The 18561-nt window shown below is 67.0% G+C and carries 22 protein-coding genes; 12 read left to right on the forward strand and 10 right to left on the reverse strand.

Annotation, left to right across the window (positions count from 1 at the left end; genetic code table 11):
• Positions 1-113: 113 nt before the first annotated feature.
• The gene (locus tag GUY61_RS18140; protein ID WP_243766551.1) at positions 114-632 is read right to left on the reverse strand and encodes a hypothetical protein; all 519 of its coding nucleotides are present in this window, start codon (positions 630-632) and stop codon (positions 114-116) included.
• A 331-nt stretch (positions 633-963) separates the two neighbouring features.
• Positions 964-2856 (reverse strand): serine hydrolase, encoded by a 1893-nt coding sequence (locus tag GUY61_RS18145; RefSeq protein WP_166631234.1) that lies wholly within the window; start codon positions 2854-2856, stop codon positions 964-966.
• A 473-nt stretch (positions 2857-3329) separates the two neighbouring features.
• Here GUY61_RS18145 and GUY61_RS18150 point away from each other — a divergent pair, with 473 nt between their 5' ends.
• Both GUY61_RS18150 and GUY61_RS18155 read left to right on the forward strand, forming a co-directional pair.
• A complete protein-coding gene (locus GUY61_RS18150; RefSeq protein WP_208106145.1) occupies positions 3330-3806 on the forward strand; it encodes a hypothetical protein in 477 nt (158 codons plus the stop codon).
• A gap of 51 nt (positions 3807-3857) precedes the next feature.
• Positions 3858-4781, forward strand: coding sequence for an FkbM family methyltransferase (locus tag GUY61_RS18155; RefSeq protein ID WP_166631236.1), 924 nt, complete (start codon positions 3858-3860; stop codon positions 4779-4781).
• An 84-nt stretch (positions 4782-4865) separates the two neighbouring features.
• Here GUY61_RS18155 and GUY61_RS18160 read toward each other — a convergent pair whose 3' ends face one another.
• From GUY61_RS18160 to GUY61_RS18175, 4 genes are all read right to left on the reverse strand, one after another.
• Positions 4866-5252 (reverse strand): hypothetical protein, encoded by a 387-nt coding sequence (locus GUY61_RS18160; protein ID WP_166631237.1) that lies wholly within the window; start codon positions 5250-5252, stop codon positions 4866-4868.
• Positions 5249-5986: a GntR family transcriptional regulator gene (locus GUY61_RS18165; protein WP_166631238.1), complete on the reverse strand. Its 738-nt coding sequence runs from the start codon at positions 5984-5986 to the stop codon at positions 5249-5251. Before GUY61_RS18165 ends, GUY61_RS18160 begins: the two co-directional genes overlap by 4 nt.
• A 430-nt stretch (positions 5987-6416) precedes the next feature.
• Positions 6417-6716, reverse strand: a complete 300-nt coding sequence (locus tag GUY61_RS18170; RefSeq protein ID WP_166631239.1) for a hypothetical protein — start codon at positions 6714-6716, stop codon at positions 6417-6419.
• 13 nt (positions 6717-6729) lie between these two features.
• A complete protein-coding gene (locus GUY61_RS18175) occupies positions 6730-7008 on the reverse strand; it encodes a hypothetical protein (protein ID WP_166631240.1) in 279 nt (92 codons plus the stop codon).
• A gap of 81 nt (positions 7009-7089) precedes the next feature.
• Here GUY61_RS18175 and GUY61_RS18180 point away from each other — a divergent pair, with 81 nt between their 5' ends.
• From GUY61_RS18180 to GUY61_RS18190, 3 genes are all read left to right on the forward strand, one after another.
• The gene (locus GUY61_RS18180; protein WP_166631241.1) at positions 7090-7848 is read left to right on the forward strand and encodes a GntR family transcriptional regulator; all 759 of its coding nucleotides are present in this window, start codon (positions 7090-7092) and stop codon (positions 7846-7848) included.
• Positions 7849-8289: 441 nt separating this feature from the next.
• A complete protein-coding gene (locus GUY61_RS18185) occupies positions 8290-8802 on the forward strand; it encodes a hypothetical protein (protein ID WP_313896721.1) in 513 nt (170 codons plus the stop codon).
• Between the two features lie 65 nt (positions 8803-8867).
• The gene (locus tag GUY61_RS18190; RefSeq protein ID WP_166631242.1) at positions 8868-9677 is read left to right on the forward strand and encodes an IS5 family transposase; all 810 of its coding nucleotides are present in this window, start codon (positions 8868-8870) and stop codon (positions 9675-9677) included.
• Between the two features lie 110 nt (positions 9678-9787).
• On the opposite strand, the gene GUY61_RS18195 is transcribed toward GUY61_RS18190, so the two are convergent.
• A complete protein-coding gene (locus GUY61_RS18195) occupies positions 9788-10210 on the reverse strand; it encodes a hypothetical protein (protein WP_166631243.1) in 423 nt (140 codons plus the stop codon).
• 217 nt (positions 10211-10427) lie between these two features.
• Between GUY61_RS18195 and GUY61_RS41875 the strand changes: the two genes are divergently transcribed.
• Complete coding sequence (locus GUY61_RS41875; RefSeq protein ID WP_166631244.1) at positions 10428-10910, forward strand: DUF3515 domain-containing protein; 483 nt, start codon at positions 10428-10430, stop codon at positions 10908-10910.
• A 101-nt stretch (positions 10911-11011) separates the two neighbouring features.
• Here GUY61_RS41875 and GUY61_RS18205 read toward each other — a convergent pair whose 3' ends face one another.
• From GUY61_RS18205 to GUY61_RS18215, 3 genes are all read right to left on the reverse strand, one after another.
• Entirely contained in the window at positions 11012-11461 is a 450-nt protein-coding gene (locus GUY61_RS18205) for a hypothetical protein (protein ID WP_166631245.1), read from the reverse strand.
• Between the two features lie 96 nt (positions 11462-11557).
• Positions 11558-12328, reverse strand: coding sequence for a glycosyltransferase family 2 protein (locus tag GUY61_RS18210; protein ID WP_166631246.1), 771 nt, complete (start codon positions 12326-12328; stop codon positions 11558-11560).
• The gene (locus tag GUY61_RS18215) at positions 12325-13113 is read right to left on the reverse strand and encodes a GntR family transcriptional regulator (protein ID WP_166631247.1); all 789 of its coding nucleotides are present in this window, start codon (positions 13111-13113) and stop codon (positions 12325-12327) included. The genes GUY61_RS18210 and GUY61_RS18215 overlap by 4 nt, the downstream gene beginning before the upstream one ends.
• Before the next feature lie 165 nt (positions 13114-13278).
• Here GUY61_RS18215 and GUY61_RS18220 point away from each other — a divergent pair, with 165 nt between their 5' ends.
• The 6 genes from GUY61_RS18220 (at position 13279) to GUY61_RS18245 (ending at position 18422) form a co-directional block, all read left to right on the forward strand.
• A complete protein-coding gene (locus tag GUY61_RS18220) occupies positions 13279-13653 on the forward strand; it encodes a hypothetical protein (RefSeq protein WP_166631248.1) in 375 nt (124 codons plus the stop codon).
• Between the two features lie 102 nt (positions 13654-13755).
• Entirely contained in the window at positions 13756-14067 is a 312-nt protein-coding gene (locus tag GUY61_RS18225; protein WP_208106142.1) for a hypothetical protein, read from the forward strand.
• Complete coding sequence (locus tag GUY61_RS18230) at positions 14064-15062, forward strand: DUF2637 domain-containing protein (RefSeq protein WP_313896722.1); 999 nt, start codon at positions 14064-14066, stop codon at positions 15060-15062. Before GUY61_RS18225 ends, GUY61_RS18230 begins: the two co-directional genes overlap by 4 nt.
• A 96-nt stretch (positions 15063-15158) precedes the next feature.
• A complete protein-coding gene (locus GUY61_RS18235; protein ID WP_243766552.1) occupies positions 15159-17360 on the forward strand; it encodes a cell division protein FtsK in 2202 nt (733 codons plus the stop codon).
• A 460-nt stretch (positions 17361-17820) separates the two neighbouring features.
• Positions 17821-18015, forward strand: coding sequence for a hypothetical protein (locus GUY61_RS18240; RefSeq protein WP_166631249.1), 195 nt, complete (start codon positions 17821-17823; stop codon positions 18013-18015).
• Positions 18016-18044: 29 nt separating this feature from the next.
• Positions 18045-18422 (forward strand): hypothetical protein, encoded by a 378-nt coding sequence (locus GUY61_RS18245; protein WP_166631250.1) that lies wholly within the window; start codon positions 18045-18047, stop codon positions 18420-18422.
• The last annotated feature ends 139 nt before the right edge of the window (positions 18423-18561 follow it).

An 18561-nucleotide genomic window follows, 5' to 3' on the forward strand; every position in this document is an offset into this window, starting at 1 on the left:
GCTACAGCCTACCTGGCGGACCCGTCTGCGGGGGCGTTTGGTCCGTCCCTGGTCCGGGGCCTCCGGAAATCGCGCCTCCGGCCGCCTCGGCACCGCGTGCAGGCGGCCCCATGCTAGGCGGCGGGATCGCTCCCCCGCGGCTCCCCCGGAGGAAGCAGCAGATCCCGCTCCGGGTGGCTCTCGTCCTTGAGGCTCCCCTGCACGCCGAGGTCCACCCGGGCGGCCTCATGGAACTCGTTGATCTCCTTGAAGGTGACCCGGTTCCGTTCGCGCCACTCCTCCAAGCTGCCCGTCACCCTGCCGGTCGCCTGCCAGTCGATCTGCAGAGCCGCCGCATTCAGCTGGTGCGCGGCCTCGACAACATCGTCCCCGCCGAGCAGCATGATCCGCTCGAAGGCACGGCCCCGGAGCCGGCCGGCTTCCGCCAGCTCGGCGATCATCTCCGGCTCGGTCTTGCCGCTCGGGCGCAGGCCTTCCTTGTGCTCGTAGAGCTGCACGGCCAAGAATATGCACGCCCGTACGGCGTCGACGTAGCCCTCGTATGCATCGAGCTTCCTGTCGTCCCACCGCGTTAAGAGCATGACCCGGTTGCGATTCCGCTCCATCGCATGGTTGGTCACGTGCGTGGTCAACGCCCCCAGCAGAACGGCAGCTACCGTCACGAGCTGCTCGATGGCCCCCAACTCGTCCCCCAGACAAGACAGTCCTGTAGATGTCTAGAGGATCTTAGGAGGTGGCATCGCAGGGCGCCGCGTCGTGCCAGACGATCCCCGGCTAACGTTCAAGACCAGAACAACGGCCCGCTCATGGGGCGTTGCTCGCGGCGACCGCAGCGTCTATGTGCCGGGGTCGGTGGCTGCAGTGGTGGCTGAAGGGGGCCGCCGGCGGTGCGCCAACTGCCGTGACACATTCCCACCATGACCAGTTCCACGCAGCAACCAGTCACGATTGCGGTTACCGCACCTAGAGATCTTGCATGTCACGCCAGACGTCCACCTGATCGTGTATGTCCCACATCAGTTTATCGATGCCCACATCAGTATTTTTGTCCAGACTTCCCCTGTCTCCAGAGTCCGATTTTCGGGTGTTCATGAGCGCCGCCCAGCACATGCCGTGCCTCGTGCGCGCCAAGACGGCGGTGGTTCCCTCAAGCATCCCGAGGTGAATCCACGTCCCGGTGGCCGAGTTTACGTGCCACCCTTTGGCATAGCCATTCGCATTCTTGGCTGTGGAGGGTGTGGTCATGACTCTGATCGATGCGGAGTTTAGGATGTCTGGTTCCGAACCGAAGCCGTCGACCCGCACAGCGAAACGCATCAGATCTACGGCATTACCCAACCAACCTCCGTGCGCGTCCATACGAGTCACCGGTATGCCGTACGGATCCCCCCCATTCTGGTCGTAATACGTGACCTCTCCCGCACGCCGGTCCGCTCTGGTGTTCCCGGCCAAGTGCATTCCGGTGACCCCGCATGCGGCAAGGATGTTCTGCCTGACGTACGCGTCGTAGCGCTGACCAGTGATCGTCTCAATGACTCGCCCCAGCAGGCAGTACCCGAAGTTCGAGTACTTGTACTCAGCGCCCACACCATCGGCATTGTTAAGGGGACGCTCATTGAGCACCCAGGAAATAAGGTCCTCCTGATTCAATTCAGGATGCTCGTACATCGGATCCGGCCTTTCATTACTCCAGCCAGGTCCGGCCGTATGCTCCAGAAGATTCTGAATCGTGACGCTCTCGACGCCGGCCCCATAGGGCTGTCTACCGTGGGTTGTTCCTAGGATCCCAGCGGCTCCGAAGACGGCATCCGAGAGTTGAAGTCTTCCTTCCCCCATCAGCCTCATTATGGCGACGGCAGTGATCGGCTTGGATACGCTTGCTATCCGGAAAAGACTTGAGGGCGTTACTTTCTCGCCGGTATCCTTGTCCGCCAGACCAAACCCCTGAGCGTATACCAGCCCGCCCTGATGGGCTATCGCCAACGACAATCCAGGGACGTCAAATTTCTTCATGAACACGTCTACCAAGTGCGGGATGATGACGCCATCCTCGCACCTCCTCCAGACCGGACAGAAACCAGGCGTTGCATCTCTACCGCCCCCATAGTGGGACGTGAAACCACCCACGAATATTTGCCGATTGGTCCTATTCAGGTGCTCGACCTCGTGCTGGTGCATTCTAGAGGTGATGCCATGACGCGCCTCTACGTGACAGGCTGCATTCTTTTCCAAGACCGCGGTGTAGTACGGCGGCTGAGCACCACTGTGCAGAAATCCGCTCACGCGGACCGGCCGATATCCCTCAACAAGAACCTTTTCGAACGCCTTCTGATACTCCTCGCGCACACGCGGCGAGATCCATCCCCAGTGGCGTCCGTCAGTAGCCTTCTCCATGATCATCGCGAATTGCGCACCGCGGAAATCCGGAGCGGAATATCCGCTGATATCCACGAGTCGGTACCCCGCCTTTTCGCGTTCATCAAACTGGGCTCGAAGCTCAGACTCTGGAATCTCGTGCCTTGACCATACTTCGGGCCCTGATCGCTTCTCCCAGATCGTGGCGAAAAATACCTGCCCGGCGACGTTGTAACCGTTGAGCCGGACAGGCCGGAAGCCCATAGCCGTGCGGTTAAAATATTCGTCACGATATCTACCGTACGGAATGGCATGGAGCGACCACCACTCAGGCCCCGCCCGCTGTTCCCAGATTGCAGCGTAATGGGCTTGGTCACCGATCTGGTAGCCGCAGATGTCCTTGAGCGCATAGCCTCCCCTGTTCGAGAGGCGATCGAACTCGACTTCGTACTGCGCCTTAGTCATGTCGTGCTTGACGACCCATGGAAGGATGATGGCCACTGGCCCTCCTCAGAGTTGAACGAGCAACTTATTCGCAGCTTCGCAAACCCTGCCCAAGTCCAAGGCTAGTTCGGCTCCAGCCGGGCGCCACCGGAGGACGTCAGAAACTACCTAGCACCCACTGCCCTTCGACAAGTCGGAGCGCCGAACACCGTCAGGTGGCGGTGGGGATTCCTTCCACTGCGATGACGCGCGTACTTGAACAACCCTGGCGTTGCTCAGCAGTCGAGGCCGCTTCGCATGGCGGAGTCTGCTCATTTCCGCACGAACGACTGCTTGACAAGCCGTCTCTTACACAGCTCGCACGCACCCTGTACTTGGCCCTCAACCGGCCAGTGCTCGGAGAGCTGATACATGACGCCCAGCAGCCCTCCTAGAGCCTATTGAGAAATAAACGCCCTCCTGCTATAGCAAACTGACGGAACGTCAGTTATGGTCAGCTCTCGTCCAGCCACTCCTGAAGGGTGAGCGCAGTGGAGACACGTCCCCAGAGCCCGCAACCGCCCGGTCCCCCGCGCTGGGTTGCGATGTTCTACCAGTCGTCTTCGGCCTCGTGGAGTGTGGGCGCCGAGTCGCTCTACCGCTCCCCCGTGCTGCACGCCGTCGGGGAGATGGCACAGACCGTGCGGGCACGCGGGGAGACCGCGACGGTTGATCTGTGGGGGCCGGAGGGCGACGCGTGGAAGCGGTTCGACAGCCCTACCAGGTCCGCACCAGCGGCCGCGTCTCCGCCGGCCCTCGAACAGACGAAGCCGAAGGAGTCAGGCACCCTCGGTGAGCGCATGACCGACCGGCGGCACCAAGTGCTGATGGCCGGCCTGAGCAAGGCCGGCTTGTACGACCTCACGACCGAAGACACTGACGCGATCCGGGCGACGGTCGACGGCCTGGACGAGATCACCGTACGCAGGATCGCCCACTGGCTCGCGATCGCCGGGGGCTCGCGGTAGTCCGTAGACTCGACGCTACGGTTCGTGATGAACCGGCGGAGAGGCATTCGGATGAGCAGCACCGGCACAGAGGCTTTCGTCACCCTCTGCCGTTCGTACGTACGCGAAGTGCCCGGGTGGATCGGCAAAGGAGCGCTGGCCTCCCGATACCTCAACGCCCACCTCCGGGATCACCCGCGCCGGCGCGTCGTCCACACCCGCTTCGGCGCCCGGTTCGCCGTCGAAACGCAAGATCTCATTCAGCGGTACATCTACCTGTTCGGCGTGTGGGAACCGCACATGACGCACTGGCTCCGCAGGAGGCTGCGTCCCGGGGACGCGTTCGTCGACGTCGGAGCCAACATCGGGTACTACAGCGTGCTGGCGTCGCAGCTTGTCGGGCACGAGGGGCGCGTGGTCGCCATCGAGGCCTCGCCGCAGTTCCATCAGAGGCTCCGGCAGAACGCGCGGCTCAACGCGTGCGACAACGTCCGCGCGGTGAACACCGCGGTGTCGGGCAGCCGCGAAATGCTGACCTTCGTCCTGGCCAGCTCCAAGAACATGGGGGCGAACAGCATCGTCCCGTACGACGGCCCGGCGGAGTCGACGTTCGAGATCGAGGCTCTTCCCCTGGCCGAGGTGCTGAGCGCCGAGGAGATCGAGACGGCCCGGGTCATCAAGATCGACGTGGAGGGCGCGGAAGGCGGCGTGGTGCGCGGGCTGGCCCCGGTGCTCGATCGTCTGCGGCCCGATGCCGAGATCACCGTCGAGGTCACCCCGGACCGCATGAGGCAACTGGGCGAATCGGTCGAAGAGCTGCTGACCACCATGCGGGCGCACGGCTTCCACACGTACCGGCTCACGAACGAGTACGCACCGGAGAGCTATCCGGCCGCGCTCCACCGCCCGCCGGCCGTACCGGTCAGGTGGAGACAGCCGGTCACGGACGAGAGCGACCTGATCTTCTCGCGGGTCGACGCCGAGACGCTGGCATGACAGAGCCCGGCCCTCCGAAATGGGAGAGCCGGGCTTGTCAGGCAGTGGTTGGGGGAGGCCGCCGCCGTCTCGGGGAGGGCGTCTCTATCCGGGCGACTCCGCCGCAGAGCGGGGGCTCTCCTCGTGCTCGTACGGCTCTTCCGAGTGGGCGGGTACCGGCAGCCGCATGCCTCGGCTCACGGCCACTCGACTGACATCCCGCAGTGCCTGGGTCAGTCGGCACCCAAGAGAGTGCAGCGCATGGGGCGGAGTGTGTTCGTCCGCGAGCATGCCCTCCGCGTAGGTGATCAGCGCCTCGGCCTCCTGGAGTTGAACGGCTTCGGTCGCGTCAGCCAGACGGGACAGCATGCTCCCGTTGTCGTCCGTGTCGAGATAGCACGGCTTTCCCTCCGGGCCGAGCCATGGGAGCAGCCGCAGCCTCGCGAAAGCCGGGAGGCCGTCGGAAAGCTTCTCGTTCGGCTTCACGGTCATCGACTCCACTCCGCTTCCTCGCGCTTCGCGCGTGTCGTGAGAACGGCTTCCGCCCGGTCCCCGGGCAGGACCAGGAGCGCAGCGGCGATGACACGACCGGTCTCGTCGACCGACGTGCGCTCGACGGTCAGGACGGACGTCCTGATGCTGATGTGCAGGATCTCGGCTTCCTTGGCGGTCGCGTGCCGCGCACCGAACCGCTCGGCCACGGAGGACAGCCGCAACCCTGCCTCGGCGAAGCGGTCCCCGAAGTCGTCGCCCCACGGCGAGCGGCCCGCGGCCGGGACGTTGAGAGGAGCGACGAACGACGGCAGGTAGACGCGGGCCAGGCTGTAGGGGGTCCTGTCCAGCCGGCTCACGTAGGTGTACTCCGTGAGGGGCGCACCCAGCGGGACCCCCAGCAGCGATGACAGGTCGCGCTCGGCTTCCACCACGCTGCTGCTGACGCTGAACCGCAGAGCGGTGTTGGCCGCTGCCTGCCCGTCTGCCGAGATCTCGCCGCAGGAGTACGTGATCCGCTGAAGGGGGACGCGGACGAAGTTACCGATGCCGTGGCGCTTCTCGATGAGTCCCTCGGTTTCGAGCACATCCAGTGCGCTGCGCAGCGTGGGACCACTGACCCTGTGCTGGGAGGCGAGTTGGGTCTCAGAGGGGAGCCGTGCCCCCGGAGGCCATTCCTCCGAAGCGATCCGGCGCCGCAGCGCATCGGCGATGTTCTGGTATCGGGTGGCCATGGACGCCGCTCACCTCCTGGCTGTCCGGGCGGCGGACAGTCGGATCTCGTGCTGCAAGGTCGGGGTTATGCCGTTGATGGAGCGGCAGAGGACGGCGACAGAGGCCGACGAGTCGGCCGGCGCCGGACTGCGGCACGGTCGGACGCCGGACGTGGTCCCGTCCGCGCACTCGGCCAAGGACGGACCGGCCTCGATGACCGGTCCGGGTCTCCTCGCATACGTCATCGGGAGACTCCCCCGCTGTCGCTCTGCAGGACTGCTGGCGCGTGGCACGGGCAGCCGCATACGTCACGAATGAGCGGAAGCCTGAGCGGCAAGGGCTCGGCGGGCTCAGCGTCACGGCACGAGCCATGGGTCCCCGAACGGCAGGACGTGGACCGGTAGGGCGCCGCGGCAGCGCTCACGTCCCGCAACGGGTGACGTGCGGACATCAGGTCCTCTCCGTCCTATTGCGATTCGTGCTGGTCGACGGTTTGAGGCCGGCGAGATCGCTCCGGTACTGCCTGCGCTCCTCGCCGCTCAGCACGTAGGGACGGACGAGCGTGCTGTCGTCAGCCCAGATGAGGTCGGCCTCCTGAGGGCGCCTCTGGCGGGGAACGGTGATCCGTGTCTGCGGCTCCGGTAAGACGGCGGCAGCGGGCGACGCCGACAAGTGTCGACGATGCCGGCCCGCGGACGGCCGGGGGTGCCGCTCCGCCCAGGCGGCAATGCGGCGGATGAGGTTGAACACGCTGGTCAGCTCCCTAAGGGTGACGGCCGTGGCCCCGGACACCGATGCCTGTCGCGGGGGTTTCCTTGCTGACAGCGGCCCATGCGATGCGACCGCTCCCACCACTGACGAAGCCGAACCAGTCGGCCGTCTCCAGCACCGTCACGAGCTGTCCCCATGCCTCGGCAGTGACCGGGTACGGGATGTCGGTCTCGATACAGGTGTGGTCGTCGTGGTCCCTCATGCGCGGGGTGAAACCGGCGGCGGAGAAGCGTGCGGCGATGCCATCGGCGCGAGCTTCGGATAAGGACACAGCAGCGCTCCTCCGTCGCCCCAAAATCACGTTGCGTGAAGGTAGTTAACTAGATTAGAGCTAGTGGACTAGATTTTCCACATGCGCGAGCAGCCGCCTTACCTCCGCATCGCAGACGTACTCCGTCGGCGCATCGCCGACCAGGAGTGGAGCCCGGGAGACCGCCTGCCCTCCCGCGCCCAACTCGCCCAGGAATGCGGGGTCGGCGAGAACGTCGTCCGTCGCGCGCAGGAGTTGCTGATCTCTCAGGGAGTCCTCGAAGGGCGCACCGGGTCAGGGACCTACGTCGCCGAGCCGCGAGAGCGGCTGCGCATGGTCCGCTCCCAGTACCGGGAGCAGATCGGCGGCTCCCCGTTCGGTGCGGACATGTCTGCCCTCGGCAAGCGGGGAACGTGGGAGAGCCGGACCGAAGCGAAGATCCCGGCCCCGGCGGGCATCGCCGCGCGCCTCGGCATCGCCGAGGGCGACCTGTGCGTCCGTACGGCGTACGAGTACCTCGCCGACAGTAGGCCCGTTCAGCTCTCGACCAGTTGGGAGCCCTACGAACTCACCGCCGGCACACTCGTGGTGCTTCCGGAGGGTGGACCGCACGCCGGGAAGGGCGTGGTCGACCGCATGGCGGAGATCGGCATCACGGTCACGCGCGCCGTCGAGCAGCCGGAACCGGGGGAAGCCACCGCCGAGGAGGCAACCCTCCTCGGGATTCAGCGAGGCGCGCTGGTCACCCGGATCCACCGCACGTATTACGCCGACGACGGCCGGGCCGTCGAGACGGCGGACATCGTCGTGCCCGCGGCTGTCTGCGAGATCGTGTACGAAGTCCCGACGGACCGTCCCTGACGGTGCAAGTCCCGAGCGTCTCGGACGTCGAGGTTCGGTTGCCGAACAGGGAGTTTCCGGTGCTGGCCCTGGCCTTTCCGAGATGATCACGCGGTCGTCCATCTGATGAGTAACACTGAACGGATGTCTCTTCGCGTGGGAGGCGGCCCTGGACGACCTCGCAGTGCTCACGGGCGATGCGGGACCCGTTCCAGGTCTCCGCACGCACGGACTCAAGACGGGCAGGCCATCCGCCGCCCTGAGATGGAAGGCACGCGCGCCCCGCCTCCATATTGCGATCATGGGCCATCAGGCATAAGAACTCGTAACACGATCTTGCTGAGGTACGCCGTCTGACCGAGCGCTTCAGTTGGCGCTCGGTCAGTTCAGGTGGCACTTTGGGCGCTGGTCTCGCACGCGATGCCGGGCCACAGGGGCTGGTCACTTGAAGGGGCGGATCACGTGAGGCCGAGCGAGGGACGGGAGCACTGGGAGTTGCTGCCCAGAGCCGGGCTGGGGCCACTGCGGTTCGGGATGAGCCCGGCGGAGGTCGCCGACGCGCTCCGGGTCTCTGAGCCTCAGAAACGGGTGGGCGGTCCCTACGGGCAGGAAGACTTCGCCGACGAGGTGAAGGTTTTCTACGACGCGGGCAGGTTGGCGTGCATTGCCCTGGACGCGGTCACGGGTCCGCAGGTCTTGCTGGCGGGCTTTGCACTGGCCGGCCGCGATCCCGAGCAGGCTCACCAGTTCCTCCTTGACTACGCCGCTGAGCACGGGAGTTGCCTGTTGTACACCCTTGATGACTCCCTCGCCCTGACCGATCTGGGGGTTCTTCTGCGCTCACAGGAGGTCGGTGGCGTGCGGATGTCGCGGCCGGTCTTCGTGAGGGAGGACTGGCTGGAGTCGGAGTACTACCGCGATCGCCTTCCTTTGGAAGACGTCCCGGCCACCGATGAATCGCCCTGGCCGTCGTAGATGCGCGTGCCGCTGCCGCAGCGGGACGGGCGTGACCGTGTGACGATTCGGCCGTTTGGGAGAGTGTGAGTGTTCGACCGTGGATTGTGGACGATGGCCTTTGGACATTGATCGAGCCGTTGCTGCCGCCCTGGCCACAGAAGGCACCCGGGCCGAAGCCGGTGGATGACCGGTTGTGCCTGCAGGGCATCCTGTACGTGCTCTACAACGACGTCAGCTGGCAACTACTGCCGCTGGAGTTGAGGTTCGGCTCTGGACAGACCTGCTGGCGCCGGCTGGGCCGGTGGCACGAGGCCGACGTGTTCGAGAAGCTGCACCGCATCCTGCTCGCCGAGTTGCACGCGGCCTACGCCCTGGACTGGACGCGGGCCTGCGTGGACGCCTCCCACATCCGCGCGAAAAAAAGGGGCGAGGCTACCGGCCCGTCACCGGTCGACCGCGGCAAGACGGGCAGTAAACACCACCTGATCTGCGACGGGAAGGGTACCCCGTTCAAGGTCATCACCACTGCGGCCAATGTCAACGACGTCACCCAGACCCTCGCCCTGGTCGACGGCATTCCGCCCGTCGCCGGGAAGCCGGGCCGTCCGCGCAGGCGCCCCGACGCACTTCTGGGCGACAAGGGCTACGACAGCAACCCCAATCGGCGCGAGCTGCGCAGGCGCCGCATCCTGCCGGTGATCTCCCGCAAGGGCGCCCCCAACATCAAGGGCCTGGGCAAGCTCCGCTACGTCGTCGAGCAGACCTTCTCGCTCCTGCACCACTTTAAGCGCCTGGCCGTCCGCTGGGAACGCCGTCTCGACCTGCACGACGCCCTCGTCGCACGCGCCTGCGGCCTCATCTGCTGGAGACGCCTCAAGAAGGTCTGCCCGTGATCGTGTTACCAGCTCTTAGCAGCTTGCCCGCAAGCAGAAATCACCGCTCTCAACGAGCAGAAAGGGTCCGCCAGCAAGCTGACGGACCCTCATGCAAGGCTAGTCCAAAACTAATCCCAGAACTCTACCTTGGTGACCTTCGGGTCGTTGGTCACCGCGTACAGCTCGGCGAGTCCGTTGTCGCCATCGAGGTAGTCCCCGACGGCCCATTCTTCGCAGCCCCCAGCATACTGAGTCCGCGTCGTCCCGACCTTGTCATCGAGGTTCGACTCGTCGTCTTCGTAAAGGCCGTAATACCAGTTAGTGGTGGAGTTGCTGGTCCAGCAGACCTTGACGTTGCCGCCGTGCGACTTGAACACCTGGCTGTAGAACTGTCCGTTGACTTCATAGACACCGGACGAGCCGAGGTAGTCCCACTCTCCCGCGCCCGCTGGGGTCACGTCGGCCGCCGAGGCGGAGCCAGTGAAGGAAAGGGCGAAAGTAGCAGCGGCCGCGGTTATGGCTCCAAGGCGCGCAACACGTGTAGATCTCATAAACATGATCATAGTATGAAACCCGCAAGAGGTGCACAAGGATTTACACGGGTGACCGATATGCGGCTTTTGCGACTTTTTCCACCATGGCAAAGTTTTGCACGAATTGCCCTGCCTATAGTGGTTGGCGACTCTTCCGGGTGAGGGGTGATGACGAATCGGGGCCGGGTAGTCTGGGCGAGATACCATCCGCAGCCATACTGACAGAGCTGATCGAATGCCTCCCTCGTTTAATAAAAGACGTTTCATCACCGGCGGCGCGGTAATTACACTGCTGCTGACTGTGGTTCTCTTTCTAGTTTTCGCAGCGGGGAATGAATCGGTAACAGCTGCACCGGATGGTAGAAGTGAAGAGTGTGCTTCCGTGGTGTCCGAACTACCCAGAAGCGTCATGGGTAAGGAGAAGCGGGAAACCACGGCTGTAGGTACTGCCGCGTGGGGTGACGGTGGGATTGTTCTGCGGTGCGGGGTGACGCCTTTGAACCCGACGATCAATTTGTGTATGACTGTCGACGGCGTTGACTGGGTTCTCGATGAGGCGAAGGCTAAGAATGGTGGTCCACGCACCCTGACGACCTATGGCCGCCATCCTGCGATTGAGGTTACCGTCAAGGATTCGGACCTGTCCCCAGGAGGCGTCCTAGTAGATCTGAATCGCGCTGTCAAACAGATCCCTCAAGGCGATCACAAGTGTCTTTAAAGATCCCCATATATACCGGCCCGCATGTACACCGAGCCCGGTTGGTGTCGACAGCACCGATTCGCCTCGCTCCGGTTCTGGCCTGGCCTGTTCCCACAAGCTCAGCGGGCGGTGTGGTCGGGATGGTGCTTGGTCCGGCGCGCTTCCTTCATCTCCGCCTCGTACAAGTGCTCCCGGCCGTCGGCCAGCTCTCTGCGCAGCCGCTCCTCGATCTGCTGGAACGGGCGGTAGTAGGTCTTGTTGTAGGCCTCGATGATCTGAAAGGTCCAGTGGCCCGGGATCACGTTGCGGCCCAGGATCTCCCGCTCGACGAGGTTGGCGTGCTCGTCGTGGCCGGCTTCGCGCAGCAGCCGAACCGCCTCGTCCAGTTCCAGGTCCGCGCCGCCCGTCAGCTGGTGGAACGCGTACAGGGCGCCGCGGGCTCGCTCGGTCGTCTCCAGGGCCTTCGACAGCACTCCCAGCGCCTCGACGGTCGTGTCGCTCACTCCGTCGGGGCGCTGATGCAGGGCGTCGGGCGTCTCGGGGTCGTGGTTCTGATCAGTCACATTCATCCCAGTTCCCCGCGAGGCCCCGCCGTCACGGGGGCGGCAGCCTCATGCCTCTTCCGGGCGGGTGGACGTCCGGCACGGAAGAGGCGAGCGCCGGTCTCAGCCGGCCACCGGGTACCGCCACTGGAAGCTGTCCAGCGCCCGCGCCCTGGCCTCGATGACGGCCATCCGCGCTTCACGCTCGACGGAGTCGGTGTGAGCGTCCTGGCTGGTCATCTGCCCCGGCCACTTGCGGTACAGCAGCCCGTAGTCACGGATGAACCAGCCGCGGCTGACGGCGTTCAGCGCGAGCAGCAGCCCCGTGTCCTCCGACGCCGGAAGAGCCATCCAGCCGCCCAGGGCGAGCAGCAGATCACGGCGCATGAAGAGTGACGCCGGGTGGACCTGGGCTCGGTAGTCGTGGGCCTTCCAGTGCTCCAGGACTGCTCCGCGCTCGATCGGACCCCCTTCGGGGTCCTTGTCGAAGCCGGCGGTGGAGCCGTCCGGCAGGAGGTCCAGGACGCGGGAGGTGACCCAGCCGATCGCAGGGTCTCCTTCGAGAATCGCGAGATCCCGTGCCAGAGCCCCCGGCATCAGCTGGTCGTCGGCGTCCAAGACCTTCACGTACTCGCCGTCGGCGTGCGCGAGAGCGATCGTGCGAGCGACCCCGGGTCCGCCGGGCCGGCCCTGGCGGAAGGTCACCCGCGGGTCGTCCGGCACGTGCGGAGCGACCTCGTCCGTAGTCCCGTCCTCCTGAATGACCCAGCGCCACTCCCAGCCGTCAGGCAGTTCCTGCTCGGCGAGCGACTTGTACGCGTCCGCCAGGAAGTGCGCAGAGGGTGCGTGAACGGGGGTGACGACGATGATGCGCCGGCTGCTCACGGCACTCACCACCTTTCCAGGGGAGTCGTGAAGAGCAGTTCGGTGCGGTCGCCGGGCAGCGTGACGTCGGAGAGTTCGACGACCCGGTCATGGATGTCGTACGACGTCTTGCGGAGGGCGATCACCGAGCTGCCCGGCGGCAGCTCCAGTTCCTCCGCTTCCTCGGCCGAGGGCGGCCGGGCGGTGATGCGCTCCTCGATGCGGCCGAGCTCGATGCCCACGCTGTAGAGCTGGTTCTGCGTCCCGCCGGGCCACGGCTCCTTGCCCTCGTCCAGGAGGGCGGGGTTCTCCGCGACCATGTCGCGAACGAGGTACGAGGTCACCATGGCGAACGGCGCGCTCTCGGCCGCGTACCGCGTCCGGTAGGTCCGCTCCACCATGGCCGTGCCCTCGGGGACGCCGAACGCCGAGGCGACGTCCTCGTCGGCCTTCACCTCGCGGTACGCCGCGTGGAAGACGAGGTCGTCGATCTCCAGGCCGGTGTCGTGCTCGGTCGCCCCGGTGAGCGCGCGCCGCTCCTCCGGCTCGCGGGCGCGGTCCTTCTCCCACTGGTGACGGGCATTCGTACGAAGCACGGTCGTGCGCGGGCGGCGGACGAAGTTGCCCCGGCCGTGCCGCTTCTCGATCAGCCCTTCGCCCTGCAGCACGCGGAGGGCTTCCCGGACCGTCGGCACGCTCCGGCCGAATCGCTCGGCGAGTTTGTCCTCCGTCGGCAGCTGGTCCCCGGGGTTGAGGTCACCTCCCCGGATGGCCTGGCGGAGCTCGTCCGCGATTCGTTCGTACGCCTTTGCCACTGGTCTCACCCGTCCCGTCGGTTTGACGACACCAGCATACGAGTCCTTAAGAGGTCTTGACGACCGCCGACGGCCAGGACATAGTCATTGAGAGTCCTAAAGAGGACATGAGGTCATTACCTCTTGATGACTCTCCATGTCCTTGTGCCTGAAAGGAGGCCGCACATGCACTTAGCGATCGGCGACGTCGTTCGTGACCGCAGCAACATGGCGCTCGGCACCGTGGCCGGCGTCGCGTCGCACCCCGATGGCTCACTCGTCGCGCTGCAGGTGTCCGGGGGCGCGCTTCGCCTTTCCCAGCCGTACGACTTGGATCTCGTCGCCCGTTCCTCGGCGCCTCTGACGACGAGCCGCCGTGTCCTGGCGCTGATCTCATTCGTCCTCGGCCTGTTCGTGGCCTGCCTCACCGCCGTGTCGGCCCTCGCCCTGGGAGCCCCCTGGCTGCTCGCCGCGCTCGCCGCGCTCGGCGGCCACACCGCGGTCATGGGCGTCTTCCGATGGACGATCCGCCTGACCGGCCAACGCCGCTTTCACATCTGACCACTGCCCCGCACGTCCTCAGTCGGCGGCAGTGGTCGACGGGTCAAGGTTTGCCCGCTGCCCCGACTCTCCCCATCCCATCCAGGAACCAGGAGAGATCGAATGCGTACGTACGTTGGCGACCAGGAGGCCGCGAACCCCTCCGAGTTCGAGGAACTGGCCCTCGGCTTCGAGGATCCGACGCCGCAGTTCTTCCAGGCCCTGTTCCTCGGCCGCCCCGGTGAATCCGCCGCCGACCGGGCGGCCCGGCTGTCGGTTGCCCGCGACGTCCTCGCGGAACTCCAGGAGCGGGGCGCGAGCGACGACATCGCCCGCCAGGACGCGGAGTACGCGCGAGCGCTCAGCAAGCTGGCGCCCCTGTGGCACCCGGTCGGCGAGGCGATGCCCGCGGACTCGGAGGGGGAGGCCGCGTGACCGCGACCTCGACCGCCACCGAAGCCGTGCCCCCGCTCAGCAGAGCCGAGAAGACGCTCCTCGGCACCGTCGTTCCCGCCGGAGTCGGCGTCGGCGGCCTCGGACTCGCATCCTCATTCGCGTCGGTCTCCGAGGCCGGAGAGCAATGGGGCTTCGCATGGCCGTGGATGCTGCCGGTCGGGATCGATCTCGCGATCCCCGTCTTCACGGCCGCCAACCTGCTCCTCGTCCGGCTCGGCATGCCGCTCGCCTGGGTGCGGTTCGTGCCCTGGGGTCTGACGCTGATCACCTGCGGCCTCAACGTCGCCTCCGGCCAGTCCGTACCCGCCGAGATCGCGCACGGGACGATGCCCTTGCTCTGGGTGGTGCTCAGCGAGATCGCCGCCCACGTCTACGCGGTCCGCATCGGTATCGCCACCGGCACGCGGATGGAACGGGTCCGCCGGTCCCGCTGGATCTTCGCGCCCCGCACGACGCTGCTTCTGTGGCGCCGGATGGTGCTGTGGGAGATCACCGACTACCGGGAAGCGCTCGCCCTGGAGAAGCGGCGGCAGTTGGCCCGTGCCCAGTTGCGCGAGACGTACGGCCGGTCATGGCGCAGGAAGGCTCCGCGTCGCGACCTGGTGCTGCTGCGGCTCGGCGAACTGGCCCCCGAGGGCGTGCTGCCCGCCTCGGACGACGAGGAGACCGGCCCTCGTCCGGGCGCCGAGGCGGAATCGGATCCCCGGCCGAAGCCGGCCCCGGAGCCGAAGACCGCGCCGCGACGCCGCCGACGCCGGGCCGTGACGGGCACAGGCCGACGCATGACCTGGGACGAGGCCATCACGAAGGCCCGTGAGATCACGGCTGACTGGTCGTACGACGCGCTGGACGCCGACCCGATCCGCAGAGCGGTCGGGTGCGGCCAGGACCGCTCGCGCCAGTTGCGGGACGCCCTCAGGGCCGAGCGCCGTCAGCAGAGCGCGACGGCGGAACCGGTCACCGCACCCGCCTGACGGCGCAACAAAGCCTCTCCCCGAACCGGCACCCGGCCGCCGCGCTGCGGCCGGGCCTCGGATCCGGTCCCCAACCCAGAAAGGACGGTTCCCTCGATGAATCACGGGGGCAACGACACCGGGGAACGCGCACCCACCGCGCCTCCCGGACGAGAGACGCCGCCCGACCCCGGGCGGTCCACAGCAGGCACCGGCACGCACCCCGCCGACGGCACCGACCCGACCGGGTCGGCCGACCGGAGCCAGGACAAGTCGGCCGACCCTACGGCAGTGCTCGCGGTCGACCGTCCGGGAGGCAAGTCGACCCCCGGCCTGATGAGTCGGGCACGGAACGCGAAGCGTCGACCGGTCGTCCCCGACTGGGCGAAGTCGGCCGCCGAGTTCAGGGCCGCGGGCAAGGGCGTCGCGGCGTACGCCTGGCACGTGATCGCGTACCACGCGGTGCGCACGCCCTGGTACGCGCTGCGCCTGACGTTGCAGGCCCCGCTCGGCACCGCCCGCTTCATCGGCGGCTCGCTCCGCTGGATGGCCGACGCCGAGGGCGAGCCGTTCCGCCGGGCCGCCGCGGCCCGGGAGGACATCGACGACTACCTGAAGCTCTCGCGCCAGCGCGATCGCCGGGTGCGGTGGCGTACGGCGGTCTCCGTCGTCGCCTCGATCGCGGGAACCGCCGCGGCGCTCGCGCTGTACGTCCTCGCCCCGTCCTGGCTGCTCGCCCTCTCCGGCATCGCCATCACCGTGGCCATGGGACGGCTCGGCCAGCCGGCCGACGCTCCCGTGATCCACCGGGCCGTGGAGATTCCGAAGGCGACCCGGCTGACGAGCGACATCGTGCTCCGCGCGCTCGGCGCCCTCGGCATCCCGGCGATCAACCAGGCCCAGTCCAAGGGAGGCACCGGATTCACCTTCACCGCCCCCATCACCCGGGACGGCCCCGGCTGGCTCGCCGAGGGCGACCTGCCGTACGGAGTCACCGTGACCGACGTGGTCGACCGCCGGGAGAAGCTCGCCTCCGGTCTGCGCCGCCCCCTCGGCACCGTCTGGCCCGAGGCCGTCCCGCACGAGCACACCGGCCGTCTGCGGCTGTGGGTCGGGGACCAGGACATGTCCCAGACCAAGCAGCCAGCATGGCCGCTCGCCAAGTCGGGCACGGTCGATCTGTTCAGGCCGGTCGCATGGGGCACCGACCAGCGGGGGCGATGGGTCGAGGTCACGCTCATGTACATCGCGGGTGTCATCGGCGCCATCCCGCGCATGGGCAAGACCTTCCTCCTCCGGCTCCTGCTGCTGATCGCCGCCCTCGATCCCCGGGCCGAGGTCCACAGCTACGACCTCAAAGGGACCGGCGACCTCGACCCCGTCGGCAACGCCGTCGGACACCGGCACCGGGCCGGGGACGAGGGGGAGGACTTCGTCTACGCACTCGCCGCCATGCGGGAGCTCCAGGGCGAGTTGCGGCGCCGTACAAAGGTCATCCGTGATCTGCCCCGGGACATCTGCCCGGAGTCGAAGGTCACCACGGAACTCGCCTCCAGGCGCTCCCTCGGTCTCCACCCGATCGTGGTCGGGGTCGACGAGTGCCAGAAGTGGTTCGAGCACCCGAAGTACGGCAAGGAACTCGAAGAGATCTGCACCGATCTCGTCAAGCGCGGCCCGGCGACCGGAATCGTGCTGCTCCTGGCGACGCAGCGGCCGGACGACTCCAGTCTCCCCAAGGGCATCTCGGCGAACGCGTCCGCCCGCTGGTGCCTCAAGGTCATGAGCCACATCGAGAACGACCTCGTCCTCGGCACGGGCGCGTACAAACGGGGCGTACGGGCGACGATGTTCGCCTGGGGCGACAAGGGCATCTGCTACTTCCTGGGGGAAGGCGCGGACGCCCGGATCGTCCGCGCGATCGAGGTCGACGCGGTCGCCGCCGAGCGGATCGCGCAGCGCGCCCGGACGATGCGCGAGCGCGCCGGCACCCTCGCCGGACACGCCCTCGGCGAGCGGCCCGAGACCGAGGCCGTCGCCGCGTACGACCTCCTCGCCGACCTCGTGTCCGCCGTCCCGGCCGATCAGCCGAAGGTCTGGAACGAGACCGCCGTCGCCCGGCTGGCCGAACTGCGGCCGGACTTATACGGCGAGTGGGCGCCCGAGCAACTGACCGCCGCCCTGAAGCCGTACGGCATCCGCACGGTGCAGATCTGGGGCACGACCGAAGACGGCAAGGGCGCGAACCGACGCGGCATCCGACGCAGCGACGTGCTCGGCGCACTCGCGGAACGCGAGGGAAGGGCCGAGGCCGCCGCATAGCTGCAGACCCCCGTCGAACGCCGCTGGCCGCCGACGAACGCTGTCGGCCCTAGCGGACTCCCCCGCTAGGTCTAGCACCCCCGCTAGCGCCCTACACCCCGTCTGACCAGGCAACTAGCTCCTAGCTGCCTTCCTCTCGCACACCCGGAAACGGCCCTTGGAGGGGTTCCGATGTCCCTGCTCCTCGCTGCTATGTCCGTCCTGGCACTCGCCGTCTGCTGCTATGCGGCGCTGTGTGCCGTCAGTCCCTTCGGCACCTGCCAGAGGTGCCGGGGCTTCGGCTTCCGCATCAAGCGCGGCCGCCGGGGTCGCATCACCCGCGGTCGCCACTGCCGCCGCTGCCGCGGCCTCGGGGGGCGTGTCCGTGTCGGCCGCCACCTCTACAACGCCGCGTCCCGCCTGCACCGCGAAGCGACCCGCTGACCGGCTGACCCGCTGACCCGCTCCCTCAGGAGGCTCCGTGTTCCTCACCATCTCCGCGATCGCCCTGCTCGGACTGCTCCTGGCGCTGCTGCTGCGGTTCAAGGCACTCGGCATCGGCGCCGCCGTCATCGCCGTCCTCTTCGGCTTCTACCTCTCGCGGACGGGAGCCGCCCAGTCCATCGACCAGGTCATGACCGCTCTCGCGGACGCGGTCCGCGACATCGGCAACTGACCCCGGATCCCGAGCTCTGGAGAAACCTCATGCCCCACGAAGAGCACACCACCGAACCAACCACCGCCACCGCCCTCTACGCGAACGCGCCCCGCATCCTCGCCGAGATCAGCTGGGTCGCCGATCAGTCGGCCGCCCGCCGATCGGCCTCGGAACCGGGTCGCGAGTTCTGGCTCCGCAAAGCCGCGCTCCTGGACCGGATCGCCCTGGCCGAGACGGCGACGTACGCGCCGGAGGTCGCGGCGAAAGCGGTGAGCGTCGCCGAGGAGGGCGCGCTCGCGCTGATCGAGTACGACGAGGAGCACCGCGGACTCAGCCGCCGGGCCCTGGAGTTGGTCACCGGGGCCGACTGCCGGACGTACGTCCGTGAGCAGTACGGCGAGTGGAGCCGCGCTCAGCGCCTCTGAATGCGCCCGGGGCAGCGGTCGACGGGTCAAGGAAGCCCGCTGCCCCGGTCTCTCCCATCCCATCCAAGAAACAGGAGGTGCCTTCAGCATGCACCACAACGTCTCACCCGACACAGCCGCCCACCGGACAGGAACAGAG

The sequence above is a fragment of the Streptomyces sp. GC420 genome, assembly GCF_009916105.1.
Classification (GTDB): Bacteria; Actinomycetota; Actinomycetes; order Streptomycetales; family Streptomycetaceae; genus Streptomyces.

What these genes read in the sequence shown, in the direction of transcription:
- GUY61_RS18155 (WP_166631236.1), top strand. Translation starts at nt 3,858, where the DNA reads ATGAGCAGCACCGGCACAGAGGCTTTCGTCACCCTCTGCCGTTCGTAC.
- GUY61_RS18160 (WP_166631237.1), bottom strand. Translation starts at nt 5,252, where the DNA reads ATGACCGTGAAGCCGAACGAGAAGCTTTCCGACGGCCTCCCGGCTTTC.
- GUY61_RS18165 (WP_166631238.1), bottom strand. Translation starts at nt 5,986, where the DNA reads ATGGCCACCCGATACCAGAACATCGCCGATGCGCTGCGGCGCCGGATC.
- GUY61_RS18180 (WP_166631241.1), top strand. Translation starts at nt 7,090, where the DNA reads ATGCGCGAGCAGCCGCCTTACCTCCGCATCGCAGACGTACTCCGTCGG.
- GUY61_RS18195 (WP_166631243.1), bottom strand. Translation starts at nt 10,210, where the DNA reads ATGAGATCTACACGTGTTGCGCGCCTTGGAGCCATAACCGCGGCCGCT.
- GUY61_RS41875 (WP_166631244.1), top strand. Translation starts at nt 10,428, where the DNA reads ATGCCTCCCTCGTTTAATAAAAGACGTTTCATCACCGGCGGCGCGGTA.
- GUY61_RS18205 (WP_166631245.1), bottom strand. Translation starts at nt 11,461, where the DNA reads ATGAATGTGACTGATCAGAACCACGACCCCGAGACGCCCGACGCCCTG.
- GUY61_RS18220 (WP_166631248.1), top strand. Translation starts at nt 13,279, where the DNA reads ATGCACTTAGCGATCGGCGACGTCGTTCGTGACCGCAGCAACATGGCG.
- GUY61_RS18225 (WP_208106142.1), top strand. Translation starts at nt 13,756, where the DNA reads ATGCGTACGTACGTTGGCGACCAGGAGGCCGCGAACCCCTCCGAGTTC.
- GUY61_RS18235 (WP_243766552.1), top strand. Translation starts at nt 15,159, where the DNA reads ATGAATCACGGGGGCAACGACACCGGGGAACGCGCACCCACCGCGCCT.
- GUY61_RS18245 (WP_166631250.1), top strand. Translation starts at nt 18,045, where the DNA reads ATGCCCCACGAAGAGCACACCACCGAACCAACCACCGCCACCGCCCTC.